Below are 16,047 nucleotides of genomic sequence, written 5' to 3' on the forward strand. Positions count from 1 at the left end.
GCGTCATGCTCGACTATGAAACTCTGCGTCTCGTCTGGTGGGTCCTGCTCGGCGTTCTCCTGATCGGCTTCGCCGTGATGGACGGCTTCGATCTCGGCGCCGCGATGCTCCTGCCTTTCGTCGCGCGGACGGAAAACGAACGGCGCGTCGTCGTCAACACGATCGGTCCGTTCTGGGAAGGCAATCAGGTCTGGCTGATCCTCGGCGGCGGCGCGATCTTCGCCGCCTGGCCGACGCTCTACGCCGTCGCTTTCTCGGGCTTTTATCTGGCCATGTTCCTGGTTCTGGTCACCCTAATCCTGCGGCCGGTCAGTTTCAAATTTCGCTCCAAGATCGACAATCCGCGCTGGCACAGCTTTTGGGATTGGGCTCTGTTCGTCGGCGGCCTGGTGCCCGCGCTGATCTTCGGCGTCGCCTTCGGCAATGTCTTGCTTGGGGTTCCCTTCCGCTTCGACGACATGTTGCGCATCACCTATACGGGAAATCTTTTCGGCCTCCTCAGTCCTTTCGCGCTTCTCTGCGGCTTGGTCAGTTGCGCGATGCTGGTCATGCATGGCGGCGCCTATCTCGCCCTCAAGGCGGATCGACTTGTCGCCGACCGGGCGGCGGCGGCGGCGCGGATCGCCGCATTGGCGCTGCTGATTCTTTTCGCCGTAGGTGGGCTTTGCATCGCCTTCCTGATCGATGGCTTCAAGATCACGAGCGACCTCGTTCACGGTGGACCCTCGAACCCCTTGTTCAAGACCGTCGAGACCGGCGCCGGACTCTGGCTGTCGAATTACAAGCTCTATCCGCTTGCGCTGATCGCGCCTGGGCTGGTCTTTCTCTGCGCGATTCTGACCGTCCTCCTTCTGTGGGCGCGATGGAATGGCTCCGCCTTTATCGCAAGCGGCCTCGCGGTGGCCGGCGTGATCGCGACAGCGGGGCTCAGCGCCTTTCCATTCCTTTTGCCCTCCTCGCTCGACCCCAGCGTCAGCCTCACGGTGTGGGATTCGTCATCGAGCCGCTTGACCTTGCTGATCATGCTCATCGTTACGGCCGTCCTCCTGCCGATCGTTCTGGCCTACACAAGTTTCGCCTATCACGTCCTGCGCGGCCGCGTCAGCTTGGCCTACGTCGAGAAAAACAGCTCCAACGTCTACTGACGGAAAGAAAGTCTCGCGATGTGGTATTTTTCCTGGATTCTCGGCGTCGGCCTGGCGGTCTCCTTCTCGATCATCAACGCCATGTGGCTCGAACAGCGACATGAGCCGGAAGACAAACGGTGACGCGCCTAGAGCGCTTTCAGTTTCCGCGGAATTAGAAAGCAGCTCTAGGTCTTTGTTTTATCGTATTTTCTTAACGCGAACCGGTATCCACTTCGCTCGAAAATGCTCTAGAGCATGTTCCGAAAAAGTTGATCGACTTTTTCGATCAGAACATGCTCCAACTTATTGATCTGGAGCGAGTTCTTATCGATTGGATGATTCCATCCAATCGGAACGCGCTCTAGCCGCGCGAAAGTTTAGAATTTGTCGATCGGAACCTTGAGGTAACGGACGCCATTTTCTTCCGGCGGCGGCAGCTGGCCCGCGCGCATGTTTACTTGCACCGATGGGATAATGAGCTGCGGCATGGCGAGAGCCGCGTCGCGTCGGATTCGCATGGCGACGAATTCAGCTTCGGCGACGCCATCATGAACTTGCACATTATGCGCTTTCTCTTCCGCGACGGTTGACTCCCAGCGATATTCGGCTCGCTCCGGCAAGGGGTAATCATGGCACATGAAGAGCCGGGTTTGCGGCGCCAGCGCGAAGATCCTCTGAATCGAGCGGTAAAGCTGGCGCGCGTCGCCGCCGGGGAAATCGCAGCGCGCCGTTCCATAGTCCGGCATGAACAAAGTATCTCCGATAAAGGCGGCGGCGTCGAAAATATAGGTCATGCACCCCGGCGTGTGGCCCGGCATGTCGATGGCGCGTCCGGCGAGGCGTCCGACTTCGATCTCGGCGCCGTCCCCGAATAGGCGGTCGAATTGACTGCCGTCGCGTTTGAATGCGGGTCCGGCGTTGAACACGTCGCCGAAATAATTCTGCACGATCCCGACCTTGGCGCCGATCCCAATAGTTCCGCCGAGGCGCTCCTTGAGGTAGGCTGCGGCGGTTAGATGGTCCGCGTGAACATGCGTTTCGAGGATCCATTCGACAGCGAGGCGATGCTCGCGCACATAGGCGATGATCGCGTCGGCGGACTTGGTCGCCGTGCGGCCGGCGGCGGCATCGTAATCCAGAACCGAATCAATGATCGCACAGGCCGCGGACTCGGGATCTTTCAAGACATAACTGATGGTCTTGGTCTGCTTGTCAAAGAACGCTTGGATCTGCGGCCGCATGGGCCCCTCCTCCTAACGCTGTGCAGGTCAACGCTTGCGAAATGGTCTTGGCGCCGAAAAATCGCATTTTCTTAACGCAAACCGGCGTCCAATTCGTCCGAAAATACGTTAGGATGGCGTTCGTCGCCGCGAAGCGCGGATCCTTTGAAGCCCGAACCCAGCGCGGCTATATGGGCCGCCATCCACGGAGATTTCCTATGAAGCTTGCAATCATTGTCTCCGTCGCCGCGCTCATTGGGATTGGCTCCATGATGGCGGCGGTCGAGGAGGCGAATGCCGTTGTTTGCGCCCGCGGCGTTTATCGGGCCGGTTGCGTTGGCCCCCGCGGCGCCGTCGTCGCCCGCCGACCTGTCGTCCGGCCAATCGTCCGGCCGTATCATCGCGGGGTCTATGTTCGCCGCCGAATTTACTGAGCGCCGCCGTCCGGATCGGGCGCCCTTCCGTCTACTGGAACGGCGCCCTCGTTTAGAGCATTTTCGAGCGAAGTGGATGCCGGTTCGCGTTTGAGAAAATGCGATAAAACAAAGGTCTAGAGCTGCCTTCTGATTACGCCGCACTGAAAGCGCCTCTCATCAAAGAGTTAGAGCATGATGTCGTCCGAAAACCGGTTTCCACTTTTCGGCATCATGCGCTAGCGCAGCAGGAAGTCGACCAATCGCTCGAACAGCTTGCCGAACGGCGGGCGCACGACATCGGTTAAATTCACCTTCGCCTGTTCGAAGACGCCCCTGGAGTGGCTGAGGGTCTTGAAGCCTTCATGGCCGTGGTAGGCGCCCATCCCGCTCGCGCCGACGCCGCCAAAAGGAATATCGTCCTGGGCATAGTGCAAAATGGTCTCGTTGATCGAGACGCCTCCGGACGTCGTGCGCGCAAGAACCATCCGCCGCCCTGGACCGTCTGGACCGAAGAAATAGAGCGCCAGCGGCCGCGGCCGCGCATTGACATAGGCGACGGCCTCTTCGAGCCTGGCATAGGGGATGACGGGGAGGATGGGGCCGAAAATTTCCTCCTTCATCACATTCATGCCATCCGTCGCGCCAAGCACAATTGCTGGCGCGAGCGTCCGCGCGTTGGTGCGTTCGCCTTCCTTGGGCGCAGCGCCAATCTCGATCACGCGGGCGCCTTTCGCGCGCGCGTCGTCGAGCAAGCCCACGAGCCGCGCATAGTGGTGGTCGTTGATGATGGATGTGTAGTCGGGGTTGGCGGCAATGTCAGGATAGAGCTTTTCGACCTCAGCGGCATAGGCGGCGACAAAATCATTGATCTCTTGCGCGGCCGCCAGAACATAGTCGGGCGCGATGCAGGTCTGTCCGCCATTGGCCAGCTTGCCATAGGCGATGCGCCGCGCCGTGGTCTTGAGGCATGAGCCGCGCTCCACGATAACCGGCGATTTGCCGCCGAGCTCCAGCGTGACCGGGACCAGATTGTCGCTTGCCGCGCGCATGACGGAGCGCCCGACGGGCGTGCTCCCGGTGAACACCAGATGATCGAATGGCAAAGCCGCGAAGGCCATGCCGACATCGGCTTCGCCGGTCGCGACCGCTGCTTGATCCAACGAGAAAATCTCGCCAAGAACGGCGCTCATGAGCGCCGAGGTCGCGGGCGTGATTTCGGATGGCTTGATCATGACGCGATTGCCGGCCGCCAAGGCCGTGGCGAGCGGCATCAGCGCCAGCGCAACGGGATAATTCCAAGGCGATATGACGCCGACCACGCCAAGGGGCTGATATAGCACGCGCGTTGAGCCCGGAAAAAAGTGAAAAGACACCTTCCGTCGCTCCGGCCGCATCCACAACGCGAGATTGCGGTGTAGATATTTGATGCCCTCTATCACCGGCGACAGCTCCAGCAGGGAGGTCTCCTGGCGCGACCTGTGGCCAAAATCGGCGTTGATCGCGGCGACGAAATCCTCCCGATGCGCCAGCAGGGCTCCTTTGAGCCTCATCAAATCGCCGCGCCGTTGCTTGAGGCTTGGCGGACCCGCCGCCAAGAAGGCCGAGCGCTGGCGCTCGAGCAGCGCGCGCAACCGGATTTCGATCTCGCTAGGGGCCTGAACCGACATGGCGATCTCCTTGAGAGCATTTTCAAGCGAAGCAGACACCCGGTTCGCGTTAAGAAAATGCGATAATATCAAAACTCAGAGCGCCCCGCCTCGGCGCTGCTTTCATAGCGCTCCATCGGGCGCAGCTTGCCGCGGAACAACCAATAGACGGCGACCGTGTAGATCACGATCACCGGCATCGCGAACAGCCCGGCGCCCCAGAACAGGAAGGACAGCGAGGCCTCCGGCGCGGCGGCGCCGCCGATCGTGATCTCGTAGGGGATCATATAGGGCCAGAACATCACCGCGAGCGTCGCAAAAGCCGCTGCGAAGAACAGCGCCGTGCAGACGAAAGGCCAAGCCTCGCGACGCAGCGGGATGCTGGCGAAGACGCCCTCCATCGCGACCAGCCCAATCAAGGGGAAAATCAAGCCCCAGGTCCGGCCGTGCAGCATGCCGCCGATCCGGTCCCTATCGCCAAGCGCGACGAAGAAGGCGACGCAAAGCACCAGCAAAACGGCGCCGGCGAGCCAGGGGATGCGCCGCCACGCCCAGTCCAGCAAGGCGCCCTCGGATTTCAGCACCAGCCAGCCCGCGCCGAGCAGAGCGTAGCCGAGCACAAGGCCGATCCCGCAGACCACGGGAAACGGCCTCAGCCATTCGAACGAGCCGCCGGCATATTGGTTGTCGACGACATGAATGCCGCGGATCATCGCCCCGACGGCGGCCCCCTGAACGAAGGCGACGACAGTCGAGCCGAGGAAAAATCCCCAGTTCCAAAGCCCGCCGGCGCTGCCGCGATGGCGAAACTCGAAGGCGACGCCGCGGAAGATCAGCCCAAGCAGCAGCAGCAGCACCGGAAGATAGAAGGCCGGCAGAAACACCGCATAGACGACAGGAAAGGCCGCGAAGAGCGAGGCGCCGACGACGACCAGCCAAGTCTCGTTGCCGTCCCAAAAGGGCGCGATCGCCGCTATCATCCCTTCCCGCAGCGGCCCCGCCTTAGCCGCGCCGAACAGAATGCCGACGCCAAGGTCGAAACCGTCCAGGATCACATAGACCATGATCGAAAGGGCGATTACGCCAGCCCAGAAAAGGGCGAGGCTCGAGGGCTCGAGCGCGGTCACTTCGACGGCCATTTCTCGCTCCTTGCTTCCGGCCGCATCGCAACAGCCATGGGCCGCGACGGCGTAACCGCGTCGGAAAGCGGCGCGGCGCGCGGCGGTCCGTCCCGCAAAAGCTGGTAGATGTAAAAGAAGCCGAAGGCGTAGATCACCGCATAGACCGCGACATAGGCCAGGAGCGAGGCGATCACGTCGCCGCTCGCCAAGGACGGCGTTGCCGCGTCCTTTGTCCGCAACAGCCCATAGACGACCCAAGGCTGACGTCCGACCTCGGCGGTGAACCAGCCCGCGAGCACAGCGACGAATCCGCTCGGGAAAGACAGGAAGGCGCACCACAAAAACCAGCGCGCCCGCTCCAGGGCGCCGCGCCAGCGCAAGAAAAGCCCCAGCCAGGAAATAGCCAGCATGATCAGCCCCATGCCGACCATGATGCGAAAGGTGAAGAAGGGAATGATCACAGGCGGCCGGTCCGCCTCCGGAAAAGCGTCCAGTCCGACCTCGCGGGACTCCCAGTCGCCCGAGGCGATAAAGCTGCCGAGCTTAGGCACTTCGACGGAGAGCCAGTTCCGCTCCCGCGCTGGATCGGGAAGGGCGAGCAGCACCTCGCTCGCCGGCTGCTGAGTGCGCCATCGCGCCTCGATCGCGGCGAATTTCGCCGGCTGGTAATGGTGAACGTAGTCGCCAGTGAGATGGCCGACGAAGAGCTGCAGCGGAACGAGAAGCGCCACCAGGGCGAGCCCCCAATTCAGCATCATCGCGGCCTCGGCGCGGTGGACGCCGCGCAGCGCATACCAGGCTCCTGTGGCGATGACGCTCATGCCGGTGGTCAGGAAAGCGGCCAGCAGCATGTGCGGCCAGCGCACCCGCATGACGGGTCCGGTCGTGATCGCCCACCAGTCTTCCGGTACAATCTTGCCGTCGACGATCGCGTGACCGACCGGGACCTGCATCCAGCTATTGTTGCCGAGAATCCAGAACGACGACATCATGGTCCCAAGCGAGACCATGCAGCAGGACAGGAAATAGAACCAGGGCGGCGCCCGCTCGCGACCGAACAGAACGACCCCGAAGAAGGTCGCCTCCAAGAGAAAGGCGGTGAAGCCCTCATAGCCAAGCAGCGGTCCCTGGATCGACCCGGTGCGCTCAGCCAGCACGCTCCAATTGGCGCCGAACTGGAAGGCCATGACCACGCCGCTGACGACGCCCATGCCAAATGACAGCGTGAACACACCAAGCCAGAACTCGAAGACGCGTCGATAAAGCGGATTGCCGCTCGAAAGGTAGGCGCCCTCCAACGTCGCCAGCCAGGCGGCGAGACCGATGGTGAAGGAAGGGAATATGATGTGGAAGCTGACGACGAAGGCAAACTGCACGCGCGACAACAGCACAGGGTCCCATTCCATCGCAGAATGCCTTTAAATGAAAATGCTCGAAATATTGGATCGACTCGGGACGCCGCTTAAGTCTATTGTAAATCATCCAGCAAACTTAAATAGATATACCATGGAAAGCTGTATCGGCGCCATGCGGCGGTCTTCACCGCAACTCGCGGTCAATCGGCGCATTTAAGGTCGAGCAGCTTTTCCGCGCTTGCGGCGCCCTCAGGCGAGGCGTGGGAATCGGCGGCCAGCAGATAAAATCCGGCCTTGCCGTCGCCGAAGGTCGCTCCGATCACCGCCAATGTTTGGCTCTCCATCGACACTTTGCCCGGAATCGGACGGCGCGCCAGAGCCTTGAACGGATTGAGCTGGGCCAGGCTATCCGCCTCGACCCGCATCGCCGCATATCTTCGCCCAAGCAGCGGCGAACTCAGGGGGGTCCAGGCGGCGCGAATCTCGGCTTGGTGGCGGCGCAGGAAATCGGCGACTGGAGCGGCGATGCAGGCGACATGAATATGCAACTGGTCCTGGCTGCGCCCGGCGGCGGAATTAATCGCCATTCCGACCTTGTCGCGCGGCAGCGGGCGGCGGACGCCCTCCTCCACGAAGCGGCGGGCGTCCCAGGCCGCCGCCCAATAATTTGGCGCGTCTTCGCTCAGCAAGGTCGGGCTTTCGATCCCGGAAATGGGAATCGTTGGGACGACGATGACATGCGCGGCGCTCGACGGCGTCTGGAGCACGGCGAAGCCCCGATCGAGACCATTGGCGATATTGACCTCGGCGCAAGGAAACGCCACGCCAATACTTTGATAGGCCGTCAGGCAAATGTCGTGGACGACGACCCACAAAGCGCCGCGATTGACCGCGGCCACGGAAGGCGGAAGAGCGGCGGCCATGCCGATGATCACCCCGATGAATGCTGCGAAATTGGCGGCTTTGCGCAAGTCGAACCCTTCTTGGAAAATGCGTCTATCGCCCGATTAAAGCAGAGTCGGTCTGGTTTTTCACCTTCAATGCCGTAAAGTTGAAGCCTGAGGGCGGCGAAGGCGCGCCCTGGCGGCGCGGCAAAGGGGACAAGGCCGCGCCGAACGCGCGAACCTCCACCGCACCGGCGCTAGAGCTGCTTTTTGTTCAGTCGCATTCTCTAAACGCGAACCGGCGGGCTGCTTCGCCCGAAAATGCGCTATCAGAGATAACGCCATCCAAGCACGGCGATCCCGAGCGGCTCCTCCGTTACCGCGTTAAGCCAGGCGCCCTCTTCGAAGCGGCAGGGAAAGGGGAGCACGTAAGTGCCGACATGATCCTCGCACAGCAATTCCACGGAGCGGCCCAACGCCGGATTCTGGTCGATCGTGAAATCGGCGATCCTGGCATTTCGCGTAACCATTCTTGATCCTTTCGGGCGCGATGTCTTCAGGCCGAATCGATCTGCAACCGATCTATTCTATTTGTTTTGATGAATGATCCTATCCCGGAACGCGGCATCTTTCCAGGATCATGCTTCCGGCGCCTTGAATGAAGCTGATCAGATGCAATCGGCGGCAAGATCAGCGATCTTGAGCTTGGACTCTGTTGTCAAATTGGCCGGCGACATGGTAGCGCTTGACCGCATCGAAATTTGACGGAGCAAAAAGTCAAATTTTCAGGAGTGCTCCGGTTGCGCTTCCGGCCGAGGTTGGCGCAGTCCACCGGCCATCACGCGAAATTGACGCTGCAAGCGCCGCCGTCGCAACATCTTTAGGGTTCGATTCGTCCTGACCCTCTCGAGCACATCGGATATATCCGATGTGCTAATTGTCGCAATCATCTGTAGGGTTCGATTCGTCCTGACCAGCGGAAATAGAAAGAGCAGACAGCGTGTCCCAAGCCGACGAGTGGCGCGTCCTGGGCGAAGAGACGGTCTTTGAAGGCGGCTCTTTTTTGCGCGTGCTGCGCCAGGACGTCGTCACCGACGCTGGCCGGCGCGTTCCGGATTTCTATCAGGTGATCCTGCCCGATTTCGTCATCGCCTGCTCCCTGACGTCCGACGGCCGCGTCCTGACGCTGTGGCAATATAAGCATGGCAGCCGCCGCTACGGATTGACTTTCCCCGCCGGTCACATCGAGCCGGGCGAAGCGCCTGAAGCCGCGATGCGCCGGGAGCTGCTCGAGGAAACCGGATTTACGGCCGAGCGCGTGGTTTTCCTCGGCCGCTACGCCATGAACGGCAATCAACAGTGCGGCTTCGCCCATCTCTTTCTTCTCGAAGGCTGCCGATGGGTGACTAAAGCCGATTCCGGCGATCTGGAAACCATGGAGCTGCGCTTGATGAGCTTCGATGACGTCGACGCGGCTCTTGCGGAGGGCGCCATATCCATCTTGCCGCATCTCAGCGTCTGGCACGCAGCGCGCGCCTATCTTGCGCGTTCAGGCGCATAGAGCGCGTCCCGATCGCATCGAATCATGTGATCGAAAAATCAAAGAGTTAGAGCATGATGTCGTCCGAAAACCGGTTTCCACTTTTCGGCATCATGCTCTAGCGGCGGGAGCTGCGCCCGCGCCGCTTTTCGCTATCCTTCCGCTCGCCTTTCGCGCTCAAAGCGACCGGGGCGCACCATCCTTCGAAAAGGCGATGCGCCCTGTCGTTCTCCTTCAGCGCGCGAACGGAGCCGCCGGCTCCACGACTTTGCGATAGAGGTGCCAAGTAGCGTGGGCCAAAATCGGCACGACGACGGCAAGGCCAACGAAGAGGAGCGCGAAGCCGACCGCCAGGGCCGCGGCGATGATCAATCCCCAGAGCGCCATCGTCGCCGGGTTCGCCAGCACCGCTCTGATTGAGGTGGAGACAGCCACCGCAAGGCCGACATCGCGGTCAAGCAGCAAGGGAAAGGAGACGACGCTGATGCTCAGCACTAACACGGCGAAGAGAGCGCCGAGAGCATTGCCCAGAACGATCAGGGCCCAGCCGCGCGATGTCGTGAAGATGTCCTGGAAAAACTGCGCATAGGACTCCGGCTGCCGCGCGCCGAACAACCAGAAGTAAAGCTGCTCGGCGCTCGCCCGCCAGCACATGAAGATGATCAGCAGCACGAGACCCAGCGCCAGGATCGCGGGGATCGAGGGCGAATGCCGCACATCGAAGGCGTGAGTCCAGGAGCTCTCCAAGCCAAGTTCGCGTCGGCGGCTCATCTCATACAGGCCGATCGCCGCGAAGGGTCCCACGAGAGCGAACCCGGCCATGAGCGGAAACAGCAAGTAGACCGCGCTGCGGGCGAGAAAAATGCCGATGAGCGGGTAGATCAGGCCAAGGAATACAAGATGTGACGGCATGGCCAGAAAATCATCAAGGCCCTTAGACAGAGCGTCTTTAAGGTCCGCAGGTCCAATCTTACGCACGACGGTCTCGGCCGGGGTCGCATCCGGTCCGGCGATCACATGGAAATTCGTCATCAGCGTTCCTCCTCATCCCGGCGGCAAACGGTTACGAGGCGACAGCGACGCAGCAAAAAACTCAGCTGGCCACACACGACATCGACCCGCGCTCTACTCGGCAACAAGTGAACCTAGCTGAGAAGGAAAGGTTCCCGCCGACGGCGGGGCCGCCGATGATCGGCCGGCTCAGTCCAAGCGCTGGGCAGCGGCTCTTTCGAGAGCGACTCTATTGAGGACGCGAATCGAGCGCGGGGAGGAATCCGCCGCGTCACTCTTTGCGAAGCGCTACCCTTCGAGCCCTAAAGCCGCTTTCACGCGTCGGGAATAGCCATAGATGTCGTCGCGCAATTGCAGGCGGCCTGCCTCATCGACGTAAGTGGTGAAATATTCCAGATGGACCGGCAAAGGTTTCGGCAAATGGACGTAGCGCTCCTTGCCGCCGATCAAGCCCTTGACGCGTTGCTCGCTCCAGCCCTTCCCCAGCACGGTTTCGGCGAAGCGGAACGGATCGTCAACGCGAACGCAGCCATGGCTGAAGGCCCGCTTGTCGGCGGCAAACAGCGCGCGGGAGGGCGTATCGTGCAGATAGACCGCGTAGTCGTTCGGGAACATGAACTTAATGCGCCCCAGCGCATTGCGTTCGCCCGGCGGCTGGCGCACGGTGAGCCTGCCGTCCCTGGAGCCGACCTCATAGCCAAGGCGGCGCAGATAGCCCGAATCCGCGGCCAGCTTTGGCAGCATCTCCTTCCTGATGATCGATTGCGGCACGTTCCAATAGGGATTGACGATCAGGAACTGCATCGTGTTGGAGAAAACCGGCGTCGGCGTCTGCTCTTTGCCGACGACGACGCGATTGCGCTGCACGACGCGCCCATTTTCGATGACGACGGCTTCATAGTTGGGAATATTGACCTCGATGCGGCTCTCGCCCATGTCGCGCGGCATCCAGCGCCAGCGCTCCATATTGGCGAGGATTTCGGCCTCCAGCCGCGACGGCTGTCCGCCGGACAGGACGGCAATCGTCCGCGCGGTCAAGACGCCGGAGGCCGGCAGGCCATTGGCCTTCTGGAAGTCGGCGACTGCCGTCGCGATCCGCGTGTCATAGATCAGCTCGTCCGGCGCGCCGGAGCGTTGCCCGTCGAGGCTAAGGCGGGCTCGAATCAAGGGCACGCGCGGATCGCGCATTCCCACGCTCAAGACGGGTCCGGCGGGGATGATCGGCGCGCGCGCGGCGGGCGCGCGCGCGCGGCGCAACTCCGCCAGCTTGTCGCGCAGCGCCGCATAGGCTTTTTGCGGCGGGTTGAATCTTTGCAGCTCGGCGCCGGCGTCCGGCCCAGCGGCGGCGACGATCGCCAGGACGATCGCGGCGTCGGCGACTTCCGGCTTGGACCCGATCAAGGGCGAAATCACATGTGGATCGATGCGGGAGCCGCTCGCCTGCCGGCCATAGGCGACGACCGCGTCGGTCAGCGCGATATCGGCGGCGGCGATTTCTTCCTCCGATCCGGCGCGCATCGAGCGCGACGGAAGGGCCCTGAGCTCCAGCCCATCGTCGCCGGCGCGCTCCAGCCGGGCCATCACGGGCTTCACCTCGGCATTGGCCTTGCCATCGCTCCACCACAGCGGCGCGAAATCGCGGGCCGCGTAAAAAGCGGCGATCGCTTCGCGCTCCTTGCGCTGCGCGAGGGAGCCCTTGGCGTTCCAACGCGCCTCAAGCGCCGCCTTCAACGCCATATTGACCGAAGGCAGGGCGGGCTGCTCAGCGGTTTGGCCGACGCCATCGGGGTTTGCCGGAGCCAGCGTCTGCTTGGAGGGAGCGGAATTGTCCTCGCCGCCATTCGCATCCGCGGCGGGTGGCTCCGCCGCCTCGGGATCAGCTGGAACTGTCGCTGCATGGCCACGCAACATCAGTGAGGACGCCGGCGCTCCGGCAAGCGACGCGACCGTGCGCGCCGCATCTTTCTCGTCGGCGCCGCTGGCCGGCATGTTCGCGAGGCTGATGAGAAGCGCCAGAGCCGATGCGCTTGTGAAAATGGCCCTGCCAACCGGCGCCCGCATTTTATGTCCCCTGATCGTTTCCGCCATGGCGCCCGCGGCGCGCGGGTTGAAATGGCCTCGCCAAGCCAAGCTATGTCACATCTCGACTGAATCGTCGGTAAAGGTTTCTTACGAAATCAACGTTGAAATTCACGTGCGCGGAAGCACGCCGCGCGCAATCGCCCAAGCTTGCAACGCCGTCACAGCGGAGCAGTTCCAAGGCGATGACGGCGCCGGGGATTTTTTTCTGCATCTCCGCGCGGCGGAGTAGATAAGGCGATTTTTTGCCACATTTGATCATGCTCTAAGCCGCGGCCCCATTGCGACCGCTAGCGCAAATTTCCGTCGAATCCTCCATGGCGCCGTTCTCGACGGCGCTGTCCTCGGCGGCGGGCGCAAAGCCATATTCCTTCATCTTGCGATAGAGCGTCGAGCGGCCGATTCCGAGCTTGCGCGCCACCGCCGACATCCGGCCGCGATGCTGGACGAGCGCGAAGCGAATGGCTTCCGCCTCCAATTGATCGAGCCGGCGCATGTCGCCATTTTCATTCAGAAGCGGCAGAACATTCGGATCGCGCACTTCAACGCGGACGAATTCCTTCTCGCGCGGGGCTTGGAGCGCGACCGGCGCTGGCGCCGCCGGAACCCGGACGTCGAAGCCCTGGACCTGCGCGGCGATCTGCGGAAATTCGGCGACGGTCAATTCGTCGCCATCGGCGAGGACCACGGCGCGGAACACCGCATTTTCCAATTGCCGGACATTGCCCGGCCAATCATAGGCGCCAAGCAAGGCCAGCGCCTCGGCGCCGATTCCGCGCAGGCGCTTGCCCTCCTCGGCGGCAAAGCGCGCGGCGAATCTGCGGGAAAGATCGGCGATATCGTCCCGGCGCTGGCGCAGCGGCGGCACGCCGATCGGAAAGACATTCAGCCGGTAGTACAGATCCTCCCGGAACCGGCCGCCTTTGACGAGCTCGATCAAATTCTGATTGGTCGCCGAGATCAGGCGGATGTCGACCTTGACCGGGCGCTTGGCTCCGACCGGATCGACCTCGCCTTCCTGGAGCGCGCGCAGCAGCTTGACTTGCGCGTCCAAAGGCAATTCGCCGATCTCGTCGAGAAAAAGCGTGCCGCCATGCGCCTCGACGAATTTGCCGGCATGTTTTTCATTGGCCCCGGTGAAGGCCCCCTTTTCATGCCCAAACAGGATCGATTCGATGAGATTTTCCGGCAGGGCGCCGCAATTGACCGTGACAAAGGCGCGCCCGCGCCGGTCGGAGGCCCCCTGGATCGCCCGCGCGATAATTTCCTTGCCGACGCCCGATTCGCCTTCAAGAAGCACCGGAATGGTCGATTTCGCCGCCCGCTCCCCGAGCTTGACGACGCGCTCCATGTCCGGGCTCTTACTGGCGATGTCCTTGAAGGACAAGGCGCCCAGAGCCTGACGGCTCAAGCGCCGAACTTCATCCTCCAGCGCATCGACGCGCAAGGCGTTCTTGATCGAGACCTGGAGCCGTTCAGCCCCAACCGGCTTCACCACGAAATCGAGGGCGCCAGCGCGCATCGCAGAAATCACCGCCTCGATCGATCCATTCGCGGTCTGCACGATGGTTGGAATCTTGAGCCCCCGCTCGCGCATCCGGCCGAGCACCGCCATGCCGTCGAGATCGGGCATGACCAGATCGAGGATCAACAGATCGATTGGCGCATCCCCCACACCCTGCAACCGCTTCAGCGCCGCTTCGCCGCCGTCGAGAACCTCGGCGCCATAGCCGAAGCGGTGGACCAAGGCTTCGAGCAACCGGCGCTGCACGGGATCATCGTCGACGATCAGAATTCTGGGGGACATCAGGCCTCGCCAGTGGTCCGGCCTCGACGCTTGGGGCGTTGCCGAGCCGGCGCACAAATCAGGAAATCGGGTCCAAACGCCCTTCCCGCATGCTGGCCGATTAGGGTAAATGTGGCGTTAACGGGCGGGCAAAGTTCTGCCGATCAGACCGATGGAAGCTCGACCGACGCCGCCATCTCCGCCGCCCGCCGCCAAGTTGACATTGCATCGTAGGGTGGCCACCCTGCCGACGTCTCAAAGCCGGTGACGCCATGTCGCGACGAAATCTTGTTTTCCAACTCATCGCCCTCTTTCTTCTCCTCGCATCGCCAGCGCGGGCAGACGATTCCTTCATCACCCTCGCCTCGACGACCTCCACCGAGCAATCGGGCCTCTTTGGCTTCATCATCCCCTTGTTCAAACAGGCAAGCGGCATCGACGTCCATGTCGTCGCGGTCGGCACTGGACAGGCTCTTGCGGTCGGGACGCGGGGCGACGCCGACGCGCTTCTGGTGCATGACCGCGCCGGCGAGGATAAATTCATCGCCGAGGGGCATGGGATCGACCGGCGCGACGTGATGTTCAATGATTTCGTCCTCATCGGCCCCAAGGCCGATCCCGCCGGCGTCAAGGGCGTGAAGGACGCCAAGGAGGCTCTGCGCCAGATCGCCGCGGCCAAGGCCGCTTTCGCCTCGCGCGGCGATGACAGCGGCACCCACCGGATGGAGTTGCGGCTCTGGAAGGCGGCGGGCGTCGATCTCGCCGGCAACCCGGCATGGCGCAAGGAAACGGGTTCGGGCATGGGACCGACCCTTAATGTCGCCGCGAGTCTCGACGCCTATGTCCTGGCCGATCGCGCCACCTGGGCCAATTTCAAGAACCGCCAGAACCTCGAGATTGTGAGCGAGGGCGATCCCGTCCTGTTCAACCCTTACGGCAGCATTCTGGTCAACCCGGGCCTGCATCCGCAGGTCAAGGCGCAAGCGGCCAGGCGCTGGCATGAATGGCTGACCTCGGAAGCGGGCCGGGCGGCGATCGGGGCCTATAAAATCAACGGCGAGCAGGTGTTTTTTCTTGAGCCGGCGCTGGCTGACTAAGCCGGTTCAATGGAGGATATAGGTCAGGCCTTCGTCATCGCGTTGGAGTTGATCGCCGCTGGCGACCCGGAGCTCTTGGCGACGGTTTTGCTCTCGCTCGGCGTCAGCCTCTGCGCCGCCGCCGCCGCTTTTCTGCTCGGCGCGCCGGCGGGCGCCTTTCTGGTCACCCAAAGGTTCCGGGTCCAGCCGGTTCTGGTTGTCTTTCTCAATGCGCTGCTTGGCCTGCCTTCGGTCGTGGTCGGCCTCGTCGTCTATCTGCTTCTGTCGCGCTCGGGACCTCTTGGGGCCTTGGGCCTGCTCTTCACGCCAAGGGCGATGGTCCTCGCCCAAACGATTCTGACGCTGCCCATCGTCGCCGCCTTGACCTATCGCGCGACGGAAAATTATTGGGCGATGTATCGCGATACGTTCCTGATTTTTGGCGCGGGCCGGCTGCGCGCCATCGCAACCCTGCTCGCGGCGGCGCGCGGCGCGCTGGTCACCGTGTTTCTGGCGGCGTTCGGCCGGGCGATCGCCGAGGTCGGCGCGATCATGATCGTCGGCGGCAATATCAGGGGCTTCACCCGCACCATGACGACGACGATCGCACTAGAAACAAGCCGGGGCGATCTCGCGCTGGCGCTCGGCCTCGGGCTGATTCTGGTGAGCCTGACGCTGCTGATCAGCGGCGCGGCTTTCTTGCTCAACCAGCGGATGTCGGATGAACGATAAGGCGCCCCCCAAGGTTGATCTTGTCGGGCGAGATCCGATATGAACCCTCTCAAG

15 protein-coding genes are annotated in these 16,047 nt (G+C 62.3%); 6 read left to right on the forward strand and 9 right to left on the reverse strand.

Annotation, left to right across the window (positions count from 1 at the left end):
* Window positions 1-5 precede the first annotated feature (5 nt).
* Window positions 6-1,145: a cytochrome d ubiquinol oxidase subunit II gene (cydB, locus tag DL86_RS09550; RefSeq protein ID WP_036260706.1), complete on the forward strand. Its 1,140-nt coding sequence runs from the start codon at window positions 6-8 to the stop codon at window positions 1,143-1,145.
* An 18-nt stretch (window positions 1,146-1,163) separates the two neighbouring features.
* Window positions 1,164-1,268 (forward strand): cytochrome bd-I oxidase subunit CydX, encoded by a 105-nt coding sequence (gene cydX / locus DL86_RS19225; RefSeq protein ID WP_084572818.1) that lies wholly within the window; start codon window positions 1,164-1,166, stop codon window positions 1,266-1,268.
* A 236-nt stretch (window positions 1,269-1,504) separates the two neighbouring features.
* Here the strand turns inward: cydX and DL86_RS09555 are convergent, their stop codons facing one another.
* Window positions 1,505-2,368 (reverse strand): MBL fold metallo-hydrolase, encoded by an 864-nt coding sequence (locus DL86_RS09555; RefSeq protein ID WP_036260708.1) that lies wholly within the window; start codon window positions 2,366-2,368, stop codon window positions 1,505-1,507.
* 197 nt (window positions 2,369-2,565) lie between these two features.
* On the opposite strand from DL86_RS09555, the gene DL86_RS19780 reads away from it, so the two are divergent.
* Window positions 2,566-2,781, forward strand: coding sequence for a hypothetical protein (locus DL86_RS19780; RefSeq protein WP_036260862.1), 216 nt, complete (start codon window positions 2,566-2,568; stop codon window positions 2,779-2,781).
* Window positions 2,782-2,999: 218 nt separating this feature from the next.
* On the opposite strand, the gene DL86_RS09565 is transcribed toward DL86_RS19780, so the two are convergent.
* The 5 genes from DL86_RS09565 to DL86_RS09585 all read right to left on the reverse strand — a co-directional run bounded on the left by DL86_RS09565 (window position 3,000) and on the right by DL86_RS09585 (window position 8,299).
* Window positions 3,000-4,430 (reverse strand): coniferyl aldehyde dehydrogenase, encoded by a 1,431-nt coding sequence (locus tag DL86_RS09565; protein WP_051953139.1) that lies wholly within the window; start codon window positions 4,428-4,430, stop codon window positions 3,000-3,002.
* A gap of 68 nt (window positions 4,431-4,498) precedes the next feature.
* On the reverse strand, window positions 4,499-5,548 hold the full coding sequence (cydB, locus tag DL86_RS09570) for a cytochrome d ubiquinol oxidase subunit II (protein ID WP_051953104.1): 1,050 nt from the start codon (window positions 5,546-5,548) through the stop codon (window positions 4,499-4,501).
* On the reverse strand, window positions 5,533-6,936 hold the full coding sequence (locus tag DL86_RS09575) for a cytochrome ubiquinol oxidase subunit I (RefSeq protein ID WP_036260710.1): 1,404 nt from the start codon (window positions 6,934-6,936) through the stop codon (window positions 5,533-5,535). Before DL86_RS09575 ends, cydB (DL86_RS09570) begins: the two co-directional genes overlap by 16 nt.
* 149 nt (window positions 6,937-7,085) lie before the next feature.
* Entirely contained in the window at window positions 7,086-7,856 is a 771-nt protein-coding gene (locus tag DL86_RS09580; RefSeq protein WP_051953106.1) for a CDP-diacylglycerol diphosphatase, read from the reverse strand.
* Window positions 7,857-8,098: 242 nt separating this feature from the next.
* Window positions 8,099-8,299: a hypothetical protein gene (locus DL86_RS09585; RefSeq protein ID WP_036260712.1), complete on the reverse strand. Its 201-nt coding sequence runs from the start codon at window positions 8,297-8,299 to the stop codon at window positions 8,099-8,101.
* Window positions 8,300-8,769: 470 nt separating this feature from the next.
* On the opposite strand from DL86_RS09585, the gene DL86_RS09590 reads away from it, so the two are divergent.
* Window positions 8,770-9,330 (forward strand): NUDIX hydrolase, encoded by a 561-nt coding sequence (locus tag DL86_RS09590; RefSeq protein WP_051953107.1) that lies wholly within the window; start codon window positions 8,770-8,772, stop codon window positions 9,328-9,330.
* A gap of 213 nt (window positions 9,331-9,543) precedes the next feature.
* On the opposite strand, the gene DL86_RS09600 is transcribed toward DL86_RS09590, so the two are convergent.
* The 3 genes from DL86_RS09600 to DL86_RS09615 form a co-directional block, all read right to left on the reverse strand.
* Window positions 9,544-10,341, reverse strand: a complete 798-nt coding sequence (locus tag DL86_RS09600; RefSeq protein WP_036260715.1) for a DUF2189 domain-containing protein — start codon at window positions 10,339-10,341, stop codon at window positions 9,544-9,546.
* A 267-nt stretch (window positions 10,342-10,608) separates the two neighbouring features.
* Window positions 10,609-12,381 carry a L,D-transpeptidase family protein gene (locus DL86_RS09605; RefSeq protein WP_162180415.1) on the reverse strand — a complete coding sequence of 591 codons (1,773 nt, stop codon included), beginning with the start codon at window positions 12,379-12,381 and terminating at the stop codon, window positions 10,609-10,611.
* A 283-nt stretch (window positions 12,382-12,664) separates the two neighbouring features.
* Window positions 12,665-14,206, reverse strand: a complete 1,542-nt coding sequence (locus tag DL86_RS09615) for a sigma-54-dependent transcriptional regulator (RefSeq protein ID WP_051953141.1) — start codon at window positions 14,204-14,206, stop codon at window positions 12,665-12,667.
* Window positions 14,207-14,457: 251 nt separating this feature from the next.
* Between DL86_RS09615 and DL86_RS09620 the strand changes: the two genes are divergently transcribed.
* Complete coding sequence (locus tag DL86_RS09620) at window positions 14,458-15,282, forward strand: ABC transporter substrate-binding protein (RefSeq protein WP_036260719.1); 825 nt, start codon at window positions 14,458-14,460, stop codon at window positions 15,280-15,282.
* A 9-nt stretch (window positions 15,283-15,291) separates the two neighbouring features.
* Window positions 15,292-15,993 carry an ABC transporter permease gene (locus DL86_RS09625; protein WP_036260721.1) on the forward strand — a complete coding sequence of 234 codons (702 nt, stop codon included), beginning with the start codon at window positions 15,292-15,294 and terminating at the stop codon, window positions 15,991-15,993.
* Window positions 15,994-16,047: the final 54 nt, after the last annotated feature.

The organism is Methylocapsa aurea (assembly GCF_000746085.1).
In the GTDB taxonomy this organism is placed as follows: domain Bacteria; phylum Pseudomonadota; class Alphaproteobacteria; order Rhizobiales; family Beijerinckiaceae; genus Methylocapsa; species Methylocapsa aurea.

Excerpts from the sequence above, each read along its gene's own strand:
- cydB (WP_036260706.1), top strand. The coding sequence starts at position 6 with ATGCTCGACTATGAAACTCTGCGTCTCGTCTGGTGGGTCCTGCTCGGC.
- cydX (WP_084572818.1), top strand. The coding sequence starts at position 1,164 with ATGTGGTATTTTTCCTGGATTCTCGGCGTCGGCCTGGCGGTCTCCTTC.
- DL86_RS09555 (WP_036260708.1), bottom strand. The coding sequence starts at position 2,368 with ATGCGGCCGCAGATCCAAGCGTTCTTTGACAAGCAGACCAAGACCATC.
- DL86_RS19780 (WP_036260862.1), top strand. The coding sequence starts at position 2,566 with ATGAAGCTTGCAATCATTGTCTCCGTCGCCGCGCTCATTGGGATTGGC.
- DL86_RS09565 (WP_051953139.1), bottom strand. The coding sequence starts at position 4,430 with ATGTCGGTTCAGGCCCCTAGCGAGATCGAAATCCGGTTGCGCGCGCTG.
- cydB (WP_051953104.1), bottom strand. The coding sequence starts at position 5,548 with ATGGCCGTCGAAGTGACCGCGCTCGAGCCCTCGAGCCTCGCCCTTTTC.
- DL86_RS09575 (WP_036260710.1), bottom strand. The coding sequence starts at position 6,936 with ATGGAATGGGACCCTGTGCTGTTGTCGCGCGTGCAGTTTGCCTTCGTC.
- DL86_RS09585 (WP_036260712.1), bottom strand. The coding sequence starts at position 8,299 with ATGGTTACGCGAAATGCCAGGATCGCCGATTTCACGATCGACCAGAAT.
- DL86_RS09600 (WP_036260715.1), bottom strand. The coding sequence starts at position 10,341 with ATGACGAATTTCCATGTGATCGCCGGACCGGATGCGACCCCGGCCGAG.
- DL86_RS09605 (WP_162180415.1), bottom strand. The coding sequence starts at position 12,381 with ATGCGGGCGCCGGTTGGCAGGGCCATTTTCACAAGCGCATCGGCTCTG.
- DL86_RS09615 (WP_051953141.1), bottom strand. The coding sequence starts at position 14,206 with ATGTCCCCCAGAATTCTGATCGTCGACGATGATCCCGTGCAGCGCCGG.
- DL86_RS09620 (WP_036260719.1), top strand. The coding sequence starts at position 14,458 with ATGTCGCGACGAAATCTTGTTTTCCAACTCATCGCCCTCTTTCTTCTC.
- DL86_RS09625 (WP_036260721.1), top strand. The coding sequence starts at position 15,292 with ATGGAGGATATAGGTCAGGCCTTCGTCATCGCGTTGGAGTTGATCGCC.